This window comes from Echinicola salinicaeni (genome assembly GCF_014280965.1).
GTDB lineage: Bacteria > Bacteroidota > Bacteroidia > Cytophagales > Cyclobacteriaceae > Echinicola > Echinicola salinicaeni.
The window spans coordinates 81,288-101,253 of record NZ_JACODZ010000008.1 but is presented as its reverse complement, the minus strand read 5'-3'; the positions used below and the strand labels follow the sequence as shown (position 1 = coordinate 101,253).

Sequence of the window (19,966 nt, the reverse complement as noted above, 5' to 3'; positions counted from 1 at the left end):
ATAAAAAGGTTTAAATGAATATTTCTGAATAAAGTTTATTTCCGATTGATTTAATATGTAATGGATTGGGATTCGGGAATTTATAATCCTCCATATCCGGTACCGGACCCTTGAAGTCAGAAGGACTGTCCAGCTGTATAAATCCATATTGGGTCAAGGGTTTTACATCCTTTGTTTCTATTACAAAAGCACCTTTATGGTGGATATATTTCCATATGGTTTTCTGATTGTCGAAATGGATTTTGAAGTGAGGCAATTGATTTTTAAGTTTTCCATTCTGTTGAATGAGGCTATCCGCTGTATTATTGGATTGCATATGTAGCCTAATGATTCCAATCGCTTCACTTTCTCCTATTCCAGTTTGTTTCAACAATTCCATTTTATTAGCTGAATCAAATAGATAATCGGAGTTGATCAGTTTTTTTTGTTGAGATTTAGGAATCGACTTAAAATTATTTGGATTAGGAAGTAAGGGTGCTTTGTTTGAAAAGTATAAAAGCTCCTCTCCTGAATAAGGTAAATTGGTGTAATTCCAGAAGAATGGATCTTTGACCTTAAGTTCAAAAACCAATTCTTCATCCTTATCAAATTCAATGAAGGGTATTTTATCATCCTCAGGCTTAACCTTTAAAGCCAAAACTAAGTGGTCAGGGAAGGTTTTGACCACGATATTATGTCCAAAAAGCAATTTTGAAGTAGCATGATTGGCTTCTATTTTTAGAAAAGAATCCCAGTTGAAAGTTTTTAATTGTGCCTGCTTTTTGTCGTCTTCCATATCAACAAAATCCTCATCACCATCATTTAAAAAATAATTATGATGTATAGTGATCTTAAAAAGCGGCTTAAAGACAGTTGACACTTTCATACCTTTATTGCTGTTTATAATTTCTGTGAATTTCAGTAATAACAGACTGCTCTGCGTTCACAATATCCCTTTCGATCTCTATTAAGTTCATGCGGTAAAAGACAGATGGATATTGCCTTCCACCCAAAGTGCCCCAGATATAATTCAACTCTTCGAAAGTAGGTGTGAATAGTTCTAAGGTAAATCTAAAATTCCTCACAGCGCTCATTTCATCCAAGTCCCTGTCATAACTGGTATTGGATTGTGTGAATACTTTTTTTGATTGGAAGAATTCAAGGATCCTTGATAAATCCTTTAGGGATTTGTTGTATTGGGTTCTGTTGGCACAAAAGATCAAAAATAGGTTAATATTTACCTTTGGGTTTTTATAGCTGACAATATTGCCGTCGTTTAAATTATTGGGAAAGTTTTTTAAAGTAACTTCTTCCCTAAGGTTAATAAGAGATAATATAGTCTTGTCCTTTAACGCCTCAGCACTATCAGATTGGGAATCGATCAAGGCTACATTATCGAGGATGAGAGATGAATCATCCATCTCCAATTGCTTAAAATATTCGTTTACTTCCCCAGTAAGGATTTTTAATATCTCAAAAATCATATCTAAAAGATTCAACAATAAAAAGCACTTGAACAATAGTCAATATTGTTCAAAATTCAGCTATCAAAACTTAGTTAATATATTAACTGGAATAGGGACTAATTAAAAATGAAAGTACCGTTAAACCAGTTACCATCGTGATCTCGTTGACCTAAACTTGGTGAAATAATTAGGTGTGTTATTGCATCCACGATTTATTTAAAGGTATGTATTAATTTCTAAAAGTCAAATTATATGTTGTGATAATATATTAATAAGAAATTAAATTCTGTTACTAAGTATTTAATTTGAAAAACATTCTAACTGGTAGATTTTGTTTACTAATTTGAAATGATGAAATTCTCATTTGCTATTCTGTATTATTAATTTTCTACAGCTGTAAATATATTTTGTACAAATCATAATTTAATTCCAATCCAAGACTCTTTCTACATAGACATTGGATAGTCAATTGATTACTGAAAATTAAAATATTACCTAAAAGGTATCAACTGCCTAATTTGGGAAATGCAATGGAAAAACATATAAATGAAAAACGGATCATTTGTACTTAGCTCTTCTGAATGTGTACAAGTAAATATAATTTTAGTATGATGGAATATTGATTTTTTTTATTCCCGATTTGATGGATATAAATCTCAATACTAATTAAATTATTAAGTAGCTAATACCAGAAATTGTTAAAAATTGTTTTGAAATTCGGTCAGTTTCAAAATGAAAAAAGCCCAAATTATTTTTGGGCTAGCTAACTAATAATTTTGATAGAGTGTTATAAATATAGATTTTATACTATAAATATTTTATATTATAAAAAAATATATCAATCCTGTTGAGTTTTTTTAACATTGGTCCTGGCTCTAAATTTACCTGTTTTTGACGTATTGGATTCTACATGATTATTAGTAGTTTTTGGAGAATTATCATTTTTTTTATGGTTAGATTTTGAGGGATCATTTTTAGAGTGGTGTTTAGCACCTGATCTATTCTGTCTCTTTTTAAATTTACTTTTTGGATTACTATTGCCATTCCGACTTTTATTTCCCTTTGGCTTGGTCTCCTTATATTCAGGACCGTTTTCATAACCTTCAGGTAAATCCAACCTTGGTATTTCTATGCCAATAAGGTTTTGGATCTTATGGAATTTAAATAAGTCTTTATCATTGACAAAGGTGATCGCTTCACCTTTCTTATCTGCTCTGGCAGTTCTGCCGACCCTGTGAACATAATCTTCAGGATCACCTGGTGTGTCAAAGTTGATGACCAATTCTATACCTTCCACATCAATCCCCCTGGAAATAATATCAGTACCCACCAAAATCTTCAAGGTTTTGTTTTTGAACCTAGACATGATCTTCTCCCTTTCTACTTGCTCCAAGTCAGAATGAAAGGATTCTACATCAAACTTTTTGCGCAAAACCTTGTAAATACTTTTTACTTTTTCCTTTGTAGAGGCAAAGATGACCACGGCCTCATAAGCTTTCTGAGTAAGAATGTGTTCAAGGAGTTTTTCCTTTTGACTATCATAACACATATAGCCCATTTGATTGACACCTTTTGCGGTTTTACTAATGGCTATATTGATTTCTTTGGCGTCATTTAGGATTTTTTTGCTGAACTGCCTGATTTTGGGAGGCATGGTAGCAGAAAAAAGGACTGTCTGCTTGTCTTTGGGAAGGTAGTTGATGATTTTAAGCAAATCATCAGAAAATCCCATATCCAACATCCTATCGGCTTCATCAAGCACTAAATGTTTGAGAGAGGACAAATCCACTTTCCCTCCGGCAAGTAATGCAATTAGCCTTCCAGGAGTGGCCACGATAATTTCTGTTCCATGCTGTAGGGCCTTTTTCTGTTGTTCCCAAGCTAAACCATCTCCCCCACCATAAATAGGAATTGAACTGATACCTACAAAATAGGCAAGTCCTTGAATTTGCTGATCTATTTGGATCGCCAATTCCCTGGTTGGTGCCAAAATCAATGTGTCTAATTTTCCACCTCCGCTTTCAGCTATTTTATTCAGTACAGGTAAAATAAAAGCGGCAGTTTTTCCTGTCCCTGTCTGGGCACATGCAATTAAATCACTGCCCGAAAGGATTTCCGGTATAGCTTGTTGCTGTATTGGTGTAGGCTTATTGAAGCCCATTGCGTCTAAACCTTCTTGTAATGCTTCGTTGAAATTAAAGCTATTAAAGTTTTCTATATTCATATGTTTTCGTTGTTTATACTAGCCCCCAGTTACGGACTATTTTTAATATTAATAATAGGGTGAATCTCAATGATAAAAATTCCACTGGAGGGCCGATCATATATTTTCAGGTCAATTCTGACTGAAAGATATATTTTAGAGAATAGATTCCCTTTTCAATTGTCTTTTAATCAAACAAATATAATTTTTGATATGCTCTAATTTGCTATTTGGAATCCTTAAAAGCAAATTTGAAATTATATATCTGTAGAATTGATTTGCAAATATAGTTTATATTATTGATAAACAGTTTATTAATGAATTTTTATCCAATCTAGATCAATTGGTAAAAATATTCTCCAGTATTTTATAAGTGATGAGATAGGTTGGTTTGACTCCTTCCATTCCTAAACTTCCAGAAGCTAAGGTACTTCCTGTTTTCAATGGATTATCAGATGCATAATAAGCATACAATACTTTAACATTTTTTCGGATGCTTCTTCTGATTTTACTGGCCGACTGAAGGGCTTTTTGATAATGGGCTCCCTCCATTTCCAAACCAATTGCCTTCCAAGAAGAATCCATAAAATAACTTAATACATCCTTATTCTGTAAGGAAGTTCCCAATACGGTAATCATAGGACCCTCAAAAACGTCCAGTCCATATCCTTCAAAATCACTGGCTTTTAATCTGTTTTTAAAAGGATAATTATCAGCTGTACCCTCAAAAACATGAGAACTAGGAATCATAAGGTCTCCTTTATTTCCCTCTAATATGCCTGCTTTTCCCATAATGGAGGCTGATACTACATCGAGAGAAATCATCTGGTTTTTGGACTCGAAGGGCTTTAAGAGTTCATCAAAGCATTCATAAGCTTGCTCACCAAAAGCATAATCCATAACAACGATTACAGGTTTCTTTTTATCTTCTTGAGGTATACTGATTCCAGGTATGATGGTAGTCTTCTCCATTTTGGCCGTATCAAATATCTGTGCACCTATATTGGTGCCTGATACATCAGGAACGTCAATAAATCCATTTTTAATTGCATATTCCAATATTAGCTTTTGCTTATTGTTTTTTTGATTAAGGCTTATTTCACTTACAATTTTTTCGATCTCCTCAAAAGAACCTAAGTCTAATAACTGGTGGCCATATATGGTATTTAGAACACTATGTAAGTTGGCGCTGATGATATGGATAGGACGGTGCAAAAGGTCGTTTTCATCCAATATACCTTTAATGTGTTGTGCCCATTGCTCACCATAGACATGATGCCCTATTCTTTCTCTAAGGGTGGCAGAAAAGGATATCTCCCGGTCTTTTTGTTCTGCAGCCTCTTCGATGGACAGTTTTCCTAAATGGTAAACGATGCTGAAAAGACTGTTGGAATTATTTGAGGAATTGAATTTTTCAATGGCCTTGTGGGTTTCATCATAGGTTCTACCGGTAATATGACTCAGGTAGGAACAGGCCGCCTCATGGTTATAGGGCTCTCCATGACTATCTTTTTCAACAATCTCACCCAGCATTTTCCAATTTAGGTTAATCCGTCCCTTTCCGTCTGTGCTATTATTCCTTATTTTTTCAGCTTCTATATATAAAAAAGTAAGGTGTGTCAGTATATCATATATATCACTCTTACCCCTTGTCATTTCCACAAACATTTGATTGCGGTCTACGCGGTAACAATTTCTTCTTCGTTTACTGGGGATGAGCTTTTCAAAATCAGCATTTTCATAACCTTCTCTGCTTATCAATCTGATATACCTACATTCCTCTATGCCTCTAGGTAGCCTTTCCATAACATATAGTAACCCATCCAATTCAATCTTTTCATCTTCAGTAACCAATCCGTATATCTCGGGCTGTAATACATGGAGCGCAGAAATTAGGGATTCACCTGAAACACCCAAGGGTTTGTATACACCACGCATAAACAAATGTCGCATAGTGATATAAAGTCTTTCAATTGCTGCCCGTGATTCTTGTGCTCTAGTTCTCATTATAAAATGGGGGATTAAATTTTTAAATATTTTCTGCCCTGACTCTTAAAAGTGAAATAAATAATCTCAATAAATCTAAATACAATGCTGCATTAGCATAAAAATAGTCTTTTTCTCAAAACTATATAGCAAATAACTGCTTTGAAATTTGTATCTTTTAAGTATAGTGTCCCTTATTACTTATTGATTTATAATACTTTAAGTGTTGATTTTTAATTTTAAAATTGAGCTATGAAGAATAAATTAAATTATTATTTGAGTCACCTAAACAAAGATTTTCCTGCAGGCTTGGTGGTGTTTTTAGTGGCCTTGCCACTTTGTCTTGGTATTGCACTGGCTTCTGGTGCCCCACTTTTTTCTGGTTTGGTAACTGGAATAGTTGCAGGTTTGGTAGTGTCAATTCTCAGTGGATCCCAGACTGCAGTCAGTGGACCAGCAGCAGGGCTGACCGTTATCGTGCTTAATGGTATTGAAACTTTGAATAGTTATGAAGCATTTTTGGTTGCAGTAGTTCTGGCTGGTGTTATCCAGTTGATTTTAGGCCTTATCAAAGCAGGTGTTATTGGCTTATATTTCCCCAGTTCGGTTATTAAAGGCATGCTGGCTGCAATTGGATTGATTCTTATATTAAAGCAGATACCTCATTTCTTGGGGGTCGATTCGGATTTTTTTGGAAATGAAGGTTTTAGGCAGCCTGATGGTAAAAATACCTTTACCGAATTATTTTATTCAATTTTCCATATTGGTTTGGGCCCCATGATAATTGGAATTGTTTCTTTGGGAATAATGATCTTATGGGAAAAGCCATTTATTAAGAAAATTAAGGGCCTAACTTTTCTGCCTGGTGCTTTATTGGCTGTATTGATAGGCATTTTTATCAATATCATATTTAAGACCACTATGCCTTCTTTAGAGGTAGTGCAAAGTCATTTGGTGAATATACCAATGATTGAATCATTTTCAGGTTTAGCAGAACAACTCACTTTTCCTGATTTTTCAATATTAGGCAATATTGATCTTTATATTGTAGCTTTTACGATTGGTATTGTTGCGAGTCTGGAGACATTACTCTGTATTGAAGCATCCGATAAACTAGATAGGCATAAAAGAAGAACCCCAAATAATAGGGAATTAAGGGCACAAGGGATTGGGAATATTATAGCAGGTTTAATAGGAGGACTGCCTATGACAGCCGTGATTGTTCGTAGTTCTGCCAATGTGGAATCAGGAGGAGAAACAAAAGTATCAGCTTTTATTCATGGCCTGTTGCTTTGCCTTTGCGTGGCATTGATCCCCAATATACTCAATATGATCCCCTTATCTGCACTGGCTGCTGTTCTATTAATGGTAGGTTATAAATTGACAAAACTTGACCTTTATAAAAGGATGTACATAATGGGGATTGATCAATTCATTCCTTTTCTAGTTACAGTAGTGGCCATATTACTTACGGACTTACTGATCGGGATAGGAATAGGTATGTCAGTGGCTATTTACTTTATTCTAAAAGCCAATATAAAAACTCCTTACTTCTTGGAGGTGGACAAAAACGCAGATCAACATTCCTTTAAGCTGGCCTTGAGTGAACATATGTCTTTTTTGAATAAGGCAAGTATGGCGAAGACCTTAGAAAAGATTCCCGAAAATGCTATTCTTGAGATTGATGGCCAAAAATCAGTCTATATAGACATGGATGTATTGGAGACTATCTATAATTTCCGGGAGACAGCAAAGGATAAAAATATCCAATTGATATTGAAAAACCTGCCAGAAGAAGTTACCTAATTGTCCTCCTTGGCTAAATTATCAAATGCCCGTTTAACCTTATCCAGTTTTGGTCGGATAACAAATTGGCAATAAGGCTGGTTTTCATGTTCGTTGAAATAATTGACATGCATATTTTCTGCAGGATAAAAGTTCTGGAAAGGCGTTATTTCGGTTACAATGGGCGAATCATATACTTGTGCTTTATCGACCAGTTGTTTGAAGTCCTCTGCAATGATTCTTTGTTCTTCGTTATGGTAAAAAATGGCCGAACGATATTGTGGGCCTATGTCTGCTCCCTGTTTATTCAATGTTGTGGGGTCATGTGTTGCCCAAAAAACCTCAAGAATGTCCTGAAAGGCGATTTCTTTGGGATTATAAAATAGTTGGATCACTTCAGCATGTCCAGTTGTTCCGGTAGTTACATCATGATATGTAGGTTCAGCGATATGTCCCCCACTGTAGCCTGGCATTATTCCGTTTATCCCTTTGATTTTTTGGAAAACGGCTTCAGTACACCAGAAGCAGCCCGCTCCTAATGTAATTACTTCGTGTCCGTCTGGAATATTGTCTACTTTGGTTTTGGGAAGTGATATCATGGTGTTTTATTATTCTTTATATCGCTAAAATTAGACTTTGGAATTTTTTGAATCTGCAATTACTGTAACTATTCGCTTTTCAGTTAAGTTTATTTTCCCCTTTTCCTTTAAATTTTGAGCAGCTGATTCAATTTCACTAGTAAAATGCGGCCAATCCTGAGGAAAAATCCATTTGATAACCTCATAGAGTTCAAAAGGTTTTGTTCCTCTTTGTCTTACCATTTCTAAAATAGCTATTTCTAAAATATTATCCATACTAGCACAGATTAAAACAGACGCATTTGTCCATTCGGTGAAAATTTATCCAGATCAAATGAAGGCATTGACCTGCCCTTCATAAATCTTTCTTTGGAAGTGATAAAGATCTTTTCGATCATTGCGGCCATGGGCCCAGCACCTTTGATCCTTCTCCCCCATTCTGTATCATTTAATTTTCCTCCATGTAATTCTTCAATTTGGTGCATCACCTTTAATGACCTGTCAGGAAAGTTTTCCTCCAACCACTTAGTAAAAACTTTTTTTACGGTGCCATTGAGCCTTACGACAGTATACCCGGCATTTAATGCTCCTGCTTGGGCGGTTTTTTTAATTATTTCAGATATATCCGCTGTGTTTAGAGCTGGTATAATGGGAGCTACCATTACACCACAGGGAATCCCAGCTTCAGTGAATTCTTTTAGTGTATTGATCTTCTTTTCAGCGGTAGCTGTTCGTGGTTCCAAAAGTGATTTCAATTTGTTATCCAAATGATTTATAGAGAAATAAACATGGATCAAATTTAGATTTGCCAGTTCCTTTATTAAATCTTTATCCCTCTCAATCAAAGTGTTTTTTGTGATAACACTGACCGGATGCCTCAATTCTAAACAAAGCTCTAATATTTTCCTGGTCAAGCCATATTTTTTCTCTGCGGGTTGATAACAGTCGGTATTTCCAGACAACATTATGGGCGATACCTTATATCCTTTCTTGCTCATTTGCTTTTTTAGGATCTCAGCGATATTATGCTTGACCATAATATTCGTCTCAAATCCTAAGCCAGCATCAAAACCCCAATATTCATGCGAATTGCGCGCATAACAATATATACATCCATGTTCACATCCCTGATAAGGGTTGACAGAATAATTTAGAGGGAGATCTGGACTGTCGTTTTTACTTAGGGCACCTTTTGTGTATTCCTCATAGTATTTGGTAGAAGGTCTATCCATATATGGTGCCTCATCAATACCTTCCACATGTTCTGACACCAATTTTTTCCTTAAATACGGATTGTTTGGTTCAAAATTCGCACCCCGTCCTTTAAATATAACCTTGCTCATCAATTTCAATTTAAAGCAATATTGCCTAAGGCAAAACACTTTGACATGAAATGTCATGAAAAGGTTTTTTAACTGGTAATGATTAAGTGGTTTGAGCTTGTTATTATTTGCAGATAAGGATAAAAGCTGGTGGGAAATTTTTTAATGTAAAGGCAGTTCTGATATTTTTAAAATAGTTGGCAAATTGGAATTTCAATAAATAAGAATAACATATCTGAATGAAAAATCCATTCTTATCTAAGGAAGAGCGGGTTTTGGAATAAATATTATTCCTGGCTTCCTTGGGAATTAAACTGAAAGGTAAAGAGGAAAGTATAAGGTCAGCAGATTTTCCATCGAGGTATTTGTCCATGTTTTCAGCTGAATCATTGATGATTTGGACATTTTTTTGGGGAAATTGCTTTTTAAGGTTTTTACAAAATGCCTCACTAATTTCAAATACCATTAGTGTAGCGTCCTTGTCCATTCTATCAATAATTCCTTTTGTAATACTACCATCTCCTCCTCCAAGTTCAATAATTATTTTTGCACCTTTGAAGTTGGCAAAGGACAGCATTTTATTGACAAGAGACTTGGAACTAAAAGTTACTGCACCCGTAGTTTTGATATTGGCAAAGAGTTCTTTAATTAAGAAACTTTTATTCATTATTATAAGGTAATTTGATTTACAATATAGTTATTTTGTTGCGAAAATTATCTGAAACTGATCTTTAGAATTCGGATATCTATATCCATCATTAATTAAGTATAATGAGTCAAAAAACGGTTATCAAATCCAATTTGGTAGGCAATATTACAAGCAATTTGATTAAATTCTGGCAAATCAGTATTATTTTCTTGTTGCTTTTGATTTTTGTAGGAAGTATTGAAGTGTTTTTGATTGGTAATATTCATGGCCTTTCAACTGAGCCTCAGTGGAAAGTGTTGTTTATTAATTTATTGGAAACCATAAAGTGGGGATTGTATGCTGTAGGTGTGTTTTTTTTAGTGCACGGGATGCTTGGATTAGTATTCCCAAAAACTTCTTATACTGTTTATCGGATTATACTGAGTTTATTGATTATTGCCCAAATCGGATTGGTTTTTTATTTTTCCCAGGCTTTGGTTCCATTAGGAGCTGACTTGTTCACCTATTCTTTTAATGATTTATTGGAAACGGTAAAAGCTGCAGGGGCTTTCAATATGGGCAATTTAATAGCTGGTATATTAGCTGCTGTTTTTATTTATTACCTATTGGGCCTAGGTGACTTTATTAAGTTTAAATTGAAAGCATTATTCTTTATTTCTCTGGCCTCTTACCTCCTTTTGGCGATTTTATTAATGGTACCTACTTCAAAACCTCAAGGATTTTCTAGCTTGGAGTCTAATCTTGCAGAGAATAAGTCACTTTTCTTTTATGAGGAGGCTTATGAGTATTTCAGTAATTCGAGGAATATTTATTTTGATTTTTATTTAGCACCTGAGAAAGATGAAAATGCTTTAGTTCAAAAGGAATTTATAGATCCTGCTTATCCCTTTTTACATTTGAATAACTATCCAGATTATTTGGGGCCCTTTTTTGATGAATTCGAGGAAAAGCCTGATTTGGTATTTATTATTGTAGAGGGCTTGGGAAAAGCTTACTCTGGTAAGAATGCTTATTTAGGGAGTTGGACACCATTTTTGGATTCTCTGGCCAATAATAGCCTTTATTGGGAGAATATGCTCTCTACCACTGGTCGGACTTTTGGAGTACTTCCGGGATTGTTTGGATCATTGCCTTATGGAGAAAATGGATTTATGGAAGCCACCCCATATCCAAGACACCATACCCTGATGTCCATATTGAAAGAGAATGGTTATGAGATTAATTTTTTCTCTGGCTTTGACTCCAAATTTGAAAATGCTGGAACATTCTTACAATATCAGGGGACAGACCTTTTGATTGATGAGGATGATTTTGATGATGATTTTGAAAAAGCACCTGCTTCAGCTGCTGGTTTTACTTGGGGCTATGCCGATAAAGAAGCTTTTCAAAATGGTATTAGAAAACTCCCTGATTCAGGTGTTCCCCAAGTTAATATCTTTCAAACCGCTTCCATGCACTCTCCTTTTTTGGTGCCTGATCAGGAATACTATTCGAATAAAGTCAGACAGCATTTGAAGGGCTTGGATGTAGATGCAGGTTATGATTTGCTTAAATATGAAAATGAATTGGCCAGTGTTTTATATGGAGATGATGCCTTAAGGGAATTTTTTAAGGAATATTTAAAACTGGAAAAGGCTGAAAATACAATTTTCTTCATCACAGGTGACCACAGACTTCCTGAAATCCCCATGTCCACTAAAATTGATAGGTTCCATGTACCATTTCTTATATACTCCCATAAATTGAAAACTGCCAAATCCATGGCAGCGGTTAATACGCACCTTGAGATAGGTCCTAGTGTTTTGGCATTTATGGAAGAAAATTATGGGATAAACATACCTGATACAGTCGCCTGGAGAGGTAATGTTTTGGATACCGCAGCTGTTTTTCAGTCCAAGCTTAGTCATGCTTTAAAGAGGAATAAATATCAGTTTGGGGACTATATTGACGGGACTTTTTATATGTCAGACAATGAACTTTATGAAATAATGGAATCAATGTATTTGGAGCCTATTACAGAAATAGAGTCCCTGGATATGCTAAAGGCCAAATTTGAAGATTATAAAGGGAAAGATGAATATGTGATGAAAAATAATGCTCTGCTTCCAGAAATGAATTGATCAATAGCTTAATTGTTTGTGTGGGAAGAAAGCGAAATTCGACGTTTTTTGAATTGGGCTTTATGTTGAATTAATACTTTGTTTGGAATAGTTTAAATTACTGGTTATTAAATCATTGTGATTTTATTAAGGGAAGATAGGACAGTTTATAGTCATATCATTTCTTAAATTCTTCAAATATGGTTTCCATTAATGGATAGAAATAATTCCAATAAAAAGTACTTCTATTAGAATAATCTGTTTTGTCATTGACCAGTTTTTGTAATCTGGGGACCCCCAAAAATGGGGTGGAATTCATGGATACAGGATTGTCAGAGAAATCACCGGTAAAATAATAGATTTTACCTTTTCCATTTTTTCTGACCATACTTGCAGGGAAGTATCTCGGCAGACCCATATCTCTCAGTTTTGCCTGACCACTTTCTGTAGGAGTTAAATCGAAATAGGATATGACTTCGTAATCTTTATCGATTCTGATGATTTCAAACCAATAGGGATAATTGGTTTCGTGAGGCAAGTCATATTGCTGTTGGCTTTTAAGCGTAGAAACTATTAAAGGTACTTGTTGGACCATATCCGTTTCATGTTCCAAAATCTCTATCCTTCCGGTTTCATTGACAAATATCTGTCCAGCGCCATTAAAGTACCACTTGCCATCATGTTGTTTTTTGTAATTTTCGACGAGCCAATTCGGAATTTCATTATTGATCAGTGTATCAAGTTCATCAAAATACCGGCTGATCCATCCTGACCATTTTAGTTTCATGATTTCTTCAAATTCAAGCCTCAAATCGGGGCTCGTTGGAGCACCCATGGTGTTAAATTCAGCAATAACCAATTTTTCCTGTTCTATTGATTTGGATAGAAACTCAATGTCTTTTTGGCTCAGTCCACCGTAAATTTTCTTGGAATATGCGGTATGATTATCTTCCCTGAAATCTGCTTCATAAACGCCATAAGTATCGGCTAGATAAAGGATGTCCATGGACTGGGTCAAAGAATCCAGGGCACTTGAGTTGTACTGTTGTAAGTTTTTTATCCTATGCTGACCATTTTCTTGGGGATAAAAACCGAAATAATCTTTGTCATATTGATAAAACTGACCATCATTTCTACGAATGTTCAGGTGTTTCATGGCCCAAAACAGTGACCGATGTTCCAGTCTTTCCTGATCGGCTACTGTTTTGTCCAAAACCACTATATTGATATTTTTTGGATTGGAGAGTTTCCATGCCAGATGACTTAGTCCCGGGATTACTACAGTGGGAATAAGTAAGATTAGGAATATAATAAAGGTAATTCCTAATTTGGATCTGGAAAACTTATATGCAGCTTGATTGGAGGACATTAAAATCTGAATTCAGTGCCTATTGAAATATTAAGATTTGGTCGAAAATTATCAGGACTCAGTTCATCATAGGAGTACCCCACAAAAGCATACCCCAGCCATCTGGGACTCCAAAGTTGTTGGTATCCAATTCTTCCCCTGTAGGAATTTAATAGTTGGGATTGTAAATCCCTGTCTTCCTCATCTGGAGAGACACCCGTGCTTATTTGGAACATAAAGTAATCCTCTGCTCCACTAAAATAGTACCGGGCTTGGACATTTCCACTTATGGAACCTCCCTCTTCTGAAGGTACATGGTTAGCCCTTAAATTTAACCACCAATTTCCTGTGTATTTCCCTACAGATGCAGTGTAAATATGTGTTGTTTCACTGAAATGAAGATGTCTATAGCCTATATCAAATTCAAAGGCTTTTGGCAAGCTCCAATAAATGGAAGTCCCAAACCTGTAATCAGGGAAAAAGGAGGCATTTGAGACTCCTATATTCACATAGGCATAAGAATTCTCTCCTAAACTTGGATAGGCATCAATTTCGTATTGCGTGCCATTTGAATCAAATCGGTGAGAATGGGTGACCCGTCCAATAACATTGCCAAGGAATCCTGCTCTGGTTCTGCCATATAATGAATAGGTTTGCCAAGGGGATAATTCTCCTTGAAATGAATCGTGGTCTGCGGTTATACCAATAGCGCTTTTCATGGTCAGGCGCTTAATACGTTGGATATAGGATAACAGGCCATCGATACTGACTTTGTTCTCATATAATTCTTCAGCGATTTGAATGGCTTGTTTATAATCTTCCTTGTAATATGCGTATTTAGACCTTCTATATTGAAGGGCTGAAGAACCCTTTCCAAATTGATCTGTAGCCCTGTCCAGAACCTTTCCAGCTGAATCAAGCTGGTCTGCCCAGTATAAGTTATCCAGGTAACCTATATAGGCATCTTCATAATCTGGACTGATTTCAATGGCTTTTTCAAAATAGAAGGATGCGGAGTCATTTTTTCCATCCCAGCTGTACATTCTTCCCAAGAGTATCCAAACATCTGAGTATCCCGGATATTTATCCACGATTTTATTGGCCAGTTTTATAGCCTCAGCCCTATTTCCATTAATGGCCATGTCCCTGGCCTCAAAGAATTTTTTATCTGGATCAAAGCTTTCTTGGGCCAATGCAGGGATAGATAAGCAACTTATTAATAATAGGATATATATCTTTTTACTTGCCATTGTTCTCTGAATTTGCTTTTATTTTATTATTGAATCCAACACGCACCATTTCGCCCCAGCCTCCTATACCTTTGATGAATTGCCAATGGCCCTTTATACACCAGGTCATGATTTTGGGGTGGATGAAAAATGGCTCCTTTAAAACAGTGAAAATCAGCTTTCTTAGGTCACCTTTTTCCTGATAGTTGTCAAATGTCAACTCTTGAAATAATATGCTGAATGAGGAAAGCATAACTGAGAAGAAATAGATCAACACAAAAAGGCTTAAAAAATAGAGTGCGCTGAAATCTCCCATGATGATCAATGCGAGGGTATAAATGACGCCCAGGAGTTCAATTATAGGGGCATTTTTTTCAAATAATGACCAGAATGGAAAAGATACCATGCCTATAAATCTATATTTGGGATTCAGTTGCATGGTCCTGTGAAGCTGTAATGTTTCAATTGTTCCCCTCATCCATCTATTCCTTTGTTTGGAAAGGACTTCCTCTGTCTCTGGAACTTCTGTCCAACATAGTGGATCAGAAACGAAAGCAACTTTATAAGGAATTTTTTGCTCTTCCATATAACGCCTCATCCTTACCACTAACTCCATATCTTCTCCTACCGTTTTTGGAAAATACCCCCCTACTTTCAATACCAATTCCTTGTCAAAGAATCCAAATGCTCCCGATATCAATAAAAGTCCATTCATTCTAGACCACGCCAAGCGACCTAAAAGGAATGAACGAAAATATTCGATAACTTGAAATCTTCCTAATAAACTATCCGGTACCCTGTATTTTACTACAGTACCGTCCTTGATATCACAATTATTGGCTATACCAATTCCGCCTCCTACCGCAATTACTCTTTTATTGGTCTCTTCAAGGAAAGGTCTTAGCATTCTCACGATACTGTCAGGAGCTAAGATACAATCCACATCTATACAGGCAATCAATTCCTGTCCACTTATATTGATACCGGCATTTAAAGCATCTGCCTTGCCCCCATTTTCCTTGTCTACCACAATCAATTTGCCCAATGATGGGTTTTTTGATTTGTAAACACCTCTTATTTTGGCGGTCTCAATTTCTTGCTCAAATGCATAATCTGTTTTTCGTAGATCAAAATTTTTGATCAGAATATCCATAGAGTCATCCTTACTGCCATCATTGATAATAATTACCTCATATTTACTATAATGAAGTGAAAGTAAACTTCTGGCATTTTGAACGATCGTTTTCCCCTCATTATAAGCTGGTGCCAGAATGGATACACCAGGGCCCACTGGGGTAGTGATAACATCTTTATAATCGACAAATTTGTTTCTTTTGATTTGTTCCCTTAATTCGATTCCGGAAACCAATGTGATGATCATATAAATAATGATCACGGCAAAACCGTAACATAAGAAAAATATGCCCATTACTTGAGTTAACAAATCGAAAAATAAACTATACATAGCTCAATAAACTGTCTTTTATATGATTTTTGATTAAGTCGATATGTTCTTGATTTAATTTTTGGACTTCAATCTCGAACCGCTGCTCATCAAGGGTGTACAAGGTGGTCAGGATGCTTTTTTGCAGTTTGAAATCTTTAGATCCTTCTAATTTTGTAGAGAGAAATTCTATCGATTCATCGTTTCCTATATCTGCTAATAAATTGGATGCCAAGAGAGAAAGGTTCCTGTCTGTTTCCATTAGGATCCTATGGACCAATTCCAGTTCGCTAAAAGCAGTCAGTGCTTTAAAGGTCTTTAAGATCTCCTGTTTTCCCAAATAGCTGACATGATTATACATGCTTGAAAGCTTCTCTATTAATTCAATTTTTCCAAGGTACCTAACCAGCCTGATGCCGAAAGTTTGTACAGAATGATTCTCAGCATCTAACAGGATCGATATATCCAATTTTTCGGATTTTGGTATATTCTTTAACACTCTATAAATGGACATTTGCTGCCATTTTGAAAGTGGGTATTGCTGTTGTGCCAGAAACTTCAAGTCCTTATCTATGGATAGATGCAGTACAGCTCTAACGGCATTGGTCCTTACAATAAAGTTTTTGCTAGAAACCAATTTTTCGATTTGATCTACTGCATAACCTATATTCATTTCAAAAAGCTCTACAATACCAGCACTTTGCTCATCCCATTTTTTGCTTTTTAATTTCAAAAGGGAAAATTTATCCAACCCCAATATGGTATATATGGCCCTTAGTTTATCCTTAAAATCTCCTTTTAGATTTTTATTGACATTTACTATCTCTTTAATGAGTGTGTCTTTAAAAAGTGCTTTTTCAAAATTGGATTTACCAAACTCAGCTGAGAGCTGCTCAAAGCTCATTGACTCAATTTCCTGAAAGGTATATTCAAATATTAAACTGGAAATAGGGGTTTGGCATTGCAACTTATATTCCTTGATAAGCTTTTTTCGCTTAGCATTTTTTGATCTAGCGATAACCAAAAAGAATAACAATGCTAGGAAGGTGATCAGAAAAAGTCCTAAAATACCTAAGAGTATGATGAACTTTATATCATTGAAGATCTTGTATCTTAACTGATAAAAAGGCTTGAAAGGGATTCTGTTGGCAGCTATGATAAGTTCCTCGTTTGTTTGAGGCTTTTCCGTTTTAGGAATATAAAGTTCATTTTTCTTTATGATGGCTATATAATCAATAACTTCATCAAAGTCCTTGGCATCATCAAAAATATAATACTGTATACGGGGATTTTCGATTCCTGCATGAATTAAGGAATCCCTAGTCGAAACAGCCCTTTCAAAATCATAATACACCCTGTTTAATAGTTGGCTTAGATGGGCTGCATCTGAATTTGTAGTTGAGGTATCTTGGGCTTCTTTTAGCTTCAACTTGTAAAACATGGACTCTACCTTCTCTGTCCCATTTAAAAATGAAATGGTAGTCAATGAATCACTTGATTGAAAGGCTGCTACTTCACAGACTTTAAGGAATAGCAATGCTGTAAGAAGAAAACTTAAGTAAAGTTTAATCACAATAATCTTTTACAGGTTCAATTAATCAGCCTTTTGACCCTAATCGCCAGTTCATTAGGATTAAATGGCTTTGGGACAAAATCAGCTACTCCCAGGTTAAAAGCTTCCATTACTGTGCCTTCTTCTTCTCCCAATGCACTAAGTACTATAATTGGGCATTCTGGGTATTTAGCTCTGGCAAATTCTATGATTTCAATGCCACTTTTAAATGGAACCATGATATCAGTGATGATTAGATCTGGGGCATTTTCTTCCAAGGCCTTAACTCCTTCATTTCCATCTTCAGCCAATATCACTTTATGCCCCTCTTTTTTGAGCCTAAACTCTACCATTTTTAAAATTAAGAGGTCATCTTCAATAACTAAAATATCTTTCATGGCTGATTTTACGTCGTTTAATAAGTAAAAATATGGACTTTTATTTATAATTCTATCTACAAATACCATTCGTATAACACTGAATTTAGGTTGTTTATTTTTAAATACTTTAAAGAATTATTTACATACAATAATTTGCATTTAACTATATTTTTTAACCGATAAGAAAATTATACTATGCCAAAAAATAAATCTTTTGTTAGTTTATGGCTTGATTTAAATATTTTATCTACCCATAATTTTATGATTAAAAGACAAAACACCTTAAAGCTTTTAATGGTGTGGTTTTGTTTACTGTTAGGACAAACCGTTTATTCCCAAAGTGATTATACTGGGAATAAACGAGTCACAGGAACTTATGCCATTACCAATGCTACTATTATCACCTCACCTGGAAAAACCATTAGCAATGGTACGATTATCATCAAGGATGGACTTTTCGCAAAAATATCAACAAGTGCCCAACTACCTGTTGATGCCCAAATTATTCCTGGAGACTCCTTGATTATCTACCCTGGTTTTATTGACGCTTTAGGAGAACAGGGAGTGGCTTCTCCCGAGGAAGCCAAAAGACCAAAGGACATGGATCCCTCTAATCCACCAAATCATGTAGCTGGTATTACCCCTGAATTGGAGGTTTTGGATTATTGGAACATTGAGGGAAATGGTGTGGAAGCATGGAGGAAAAATGGATTTACCATTTCTCAGGTAGCTCCTAAGGGGCTAATGTTGCCAGGAAAGACAGCTTTGGTGGTACTTGGTGATGAAAAGAGCTCCAATTATTTGTCTACTGCTTCAGGCCTTTATGCGCAATTCAAAACGCCTAGGGGTTTGTACCCAGGCACTACCCTGGGTTTGATGGCCAAGTGGAGAGAATTGTACAAAAACGCAGTGCTTAAGCAAGAACATGAAAAAATGTTTGTAGCTCAAGGCAATGGTTTGGCAAGGCCTCAAAACGATCCTAGTCTAGCTGCCTTTTATCCGGTTATTGACCAGGAAATCCCCGTGATTTTCCAAGCCAAGGATGAATTGGAAATCCGTAGGGCTTTGAAGTTGCAAAATGAGCTGGGTTTTAGGCTTGTATTGACAGGTGTTGAAGATGGAAGCAGTTTAGTGGAAGATATCAAAGCCGCTGGTGCTTCAGTGATTTTATCCCTGGACCTCCCCGATCCAAAAGCCTCAAAAGTCGAATTTGATGAGGCTACTGAAGAAGCAAAAAAAGCACAGCAACGCGTTGTAGAAGCATATAATAATGCCCTTATGCAGGCTGCCCACTTCGAAAAAGCGGGAATTCCATTTGCATTCAGTACTCAGGATGCCAAGTCCGGTGAATTCATGAAGCACCTTAGCTTAATGATGGAAAATGGTTTAAGCGAAGAAGCAGCCCTTGCTGCCCTTACAATAAATGCTGCTGAAATCTTGGGCATAGCCCAATATACAGGAAGTATTGCTGAAGGCAACTTGGCCAATCTGGTCATCACCACTGATAAACTGGGTGATGAAAAGGCAAAAGTAAAATATGTTTTTGCAGATGGTTACCTCTTTGAATATGAAGGAGAAAAACCTAAGGTGGACATGAGTAAGGCCAAAGAATTAGTAGGAACTTGGAATTATGAATCGGAAACGCCTGGAGGGACTTCTAAAGGAACCGTGAAATATGAAATTAATGCTGGTGAACTACAAGGGGAAATTGTGGTAGATGATCCTGATGGAAGTGGTCAGATAACCCGAAAACTCAAGGATATCAATTATGATGGAAAGGAACTCTCTTTTAACTTTTCTGTAATGGCCCAAGGAAACAAATTGATTGTTTATGCCAAAGGAACAGTAATGGACGATAAGTTCGAAGGTACTTTAAGCATCAAGGATATGGGCAAATATTCCCTAACAGCCACTAAGGTGCCAGAATTTAAATTATAATGACGATA

At 35.9% G+C, this 19,966-nt stretch carries 16 protein-coding genes; 3 read left to right on the top strand and 13 right to left on the bottom strand.

Annotated elements, in window-relative coordinates:
- Positions 1-10: 10 nt before the first annotated feature.
- The 4 genes from H7U17_RS16150 to H7U17_RS16135 form a co-directional block, all read right to left on the bottom strand.
- A complete protein-coding gene (locus H7U17_RS16150) occupies positions 11-865 on the bottom strand; it encodes a hypothetical protein (protein WP_186757795.1) in 855 nt (284 codons plus the stop codon).
- Positions 866-869: 4 nt separating this feature from the next.
- The gene (locus H7U17_RS16145) at positions 870-1,463 is read right to left on the bottom strand and encodes a DUF4255 domain-containing protein (RefSeq protein WP_186757794.1); all 594 of its coding nucleotides are present in this window, start codon (positions 1,461-1,463) and stop codon (positions 870-872) included.
- 820 nt (positions 1,464-2,283) lie between these two features.
- Positions 2,284-3,669: a DEAD/DEAH box helicase gene (locus H7U17_RS16140; protein WP_186757793.1), complete on the bottom strand. Its 1,386-nt coding sequence runs from the start codon at positions 3,667-3,669 to the stop codon at positions 2,284-2,286.
- A gap of 318 nt (positions 3,670-3,987) precedes the next feature.
- Positions 3,988-5,655 (bottom strand): DUF6909 family protein, encoded by a 1,668-nt coding sequence (locus tag H7U17_RS16135; RefSeq protein ID WP_186757792.1) that lies wholly within the window; start codon positions 5,653-5,655, stop codon positions 3,988-3,990.
- A 231-nt stretch (positions 5,656-5,886) separates the two neighbouring features.
- Here H7U17_RS16135 and H7U17_RS16130 point away from each other — a divergent pair, with 231 nt between their 5' ends.
- Positions 5,887-7,440, top strand: a complete 1,554-nt coding sequence (locus tag H7U17_RS16130) for a SulP family inorganic anion transporter (protein WP_186757791.1) — start codon at positions 5,887-5,889, stop codon at positions 7,438-7,440.
- On the opposite strand, the gene msrA is transcribed toward H7U17_RS16130, so the two are convergent.
- The 4 genes from msrA to H7U17_RS16110 all read right to left on the bottom strand — a co-directional run bounded on the left by msrA (position 7,437) and on the right by H7U17_RS16110 (position 9,986).
- Positions 7,437-8,018 carry a peptide-methionine (S)-S-oxide reductase MsrA gene (gene msrA, locus H7U17_RS16125; protein ID WP_186757790.1) on the bottom strand — a complete coding sequence of 194 codons (582 nt, stop codon included), beginning with the start codon at positions 8,016-8,018 and terminating at the stop codon, positions 7,437-7,439. The two genes, H7U17_RS16130 and msrA, sit on opposite strands and share 4 nt — an antisense overlap.
- A 30-nt stretch (positions 8,019-8,048) precedes the next feature.
- Positions 8,049-8,273 (bottom strand): hypothetical protein, encoded by a 225-nt coding sequence (locus tag H7U17_RS16120; protein WP_186757789.1) that lies wholly within the window; start codon positions 8,271-8,273, stop codon positions 8,049-8,051.
- A gap of 11 nt (positions 8,274-8,284) precedes the next feature.
- Positions 8,285-9,340: a PA0069 family radical SAM protein gene (locus H7U17_RS16115; RefSeq protein WP_186757788.1), complete on the bottom strand. Its 1,056-nt coding sequence runs from the start codon at positions 9,338-9,340 to the stop codon at positions 8,285-8,287.
- 103 nt (positions 9,341-9,443) lie between these two features.
- A complete protein-coding gene (locus tag H7U17_RS16110) occupies positions 9,444-9,986 on the bottom strand; it encodes a class I SAM-dependent methyltransferase (RefSeq protein WP_186757787.1) in 543 nt (180 codons plus the stop codon).
- A gap of 104 nt (positions 9,987-10,090) precedes the next feature.
- On the opposite strand from H7U17_RS16110, the gene H7U17_RS16105 reads away from it, so the two are divergent.
- Positions 10,091-12,088: an LTA synthase family protein gene (locus tag H7U17_RS16105; RefSeq protein ID WP_186757786.1), complete on the top strand. Its 1,998-nt coding sequence runs from the start codon at positions 10,091-10,093 to the stop codon at positions 12,086-12,088.
- Between the two features lie 157 nt (positions 12,089-12,245).
- Here H7U17_RS16105 and H7U17_RS16100 read toward each other — a convergent pair whose 3' ends face one another.
- The 5 genes from H7U17_RS16100 to H7U17_RS16080 are packed head-to-tail and all read right to left on the bottom strand — an operon-like array spanning position 12,246 to position 18,038.
- The gene (locus H7U17_RS16100; protein ID WP_186757785.1) at positions 12,246-13,436 is read right to left on the bottom strand and encodes a hypothetical protein; all 1,191 of its coding nucleotides are present in this window, start codon (positions 13,434-13,436) and stop codon (positions 12,246-12,248) included.
- Entirely contained in the window at positions 13,436-14,665 is a 1,230-nt protein-coding gene (locus H7U17_RS16095; RefSeq protein WP_186757784.1) for a YaiO family outer membrane beta-barrel protein, read from the bottom strand. Before H7U17_RS16095 ends, H7U17_RS16100 begins: the two co-directional genes overlap by 1 nt.
- Complete coding sequence (locus H7U17_RS16090; RefSeq protein ID WP_230981455.1) at positions 14,655-16,073, bottom strand: glycosyltransferase family 2 protein; 1,419 nt, start codon at positions 16,071-16,073, stop codon at positions 14,655-14,657. The genes H7U17_RS16095 and H7U17_RS16090 overlap by 11 nt, the downstream gene beginning before the upstream one ends.
- 28 nt (positions 16,074-16,101) lie before the next feature.
- Positions 16,102-17,661 carry a hypothetical protein gene (locus tag H7U17_RS16085; RefSeq protein WP_186757782.1) on the bottom strand — a complete coding sequence of 520 codons (1,560 nt, stop codon included), beginning with the start codon at positions 17,659-17,661 and terminating at the stop codon, positions 16,102-16,104.
- A 17-nt stretch (positions 17,662-17,678) separates the two neighbouring features.
- Complete coding sequence (locus H7U17_RS16080; protein ID WP_186757781.1) at positions 17,679-18,038, bottom strand: response regulator transcription factor; 360 nt, start codon at positions 18,036-18,038, stop codon at positions 17,679-17,681.
- A gap of 243 nt (positions 18,039-18,281) precedes the next feature.
- Here H7U17_RS16080 and H7U17_RS16075 point away from each other — a divergent pair, with 243 nt between their 5' ends.
- The gene (locus tag H7U17_RS16075; protein ID WP_230981454.1) at positions 18,282-19,958 is read left to right on the top strand and encodes an amidohydrolase family protein; all 1,677 of its coding nucleotides are present in this window, start codon (positions 18,282-18,284) and stop codon (positions 19,956-19,958) included.
- The last annotated feature ends 8 nt before the right edge of the window (positions 19,959-19,966 follow it).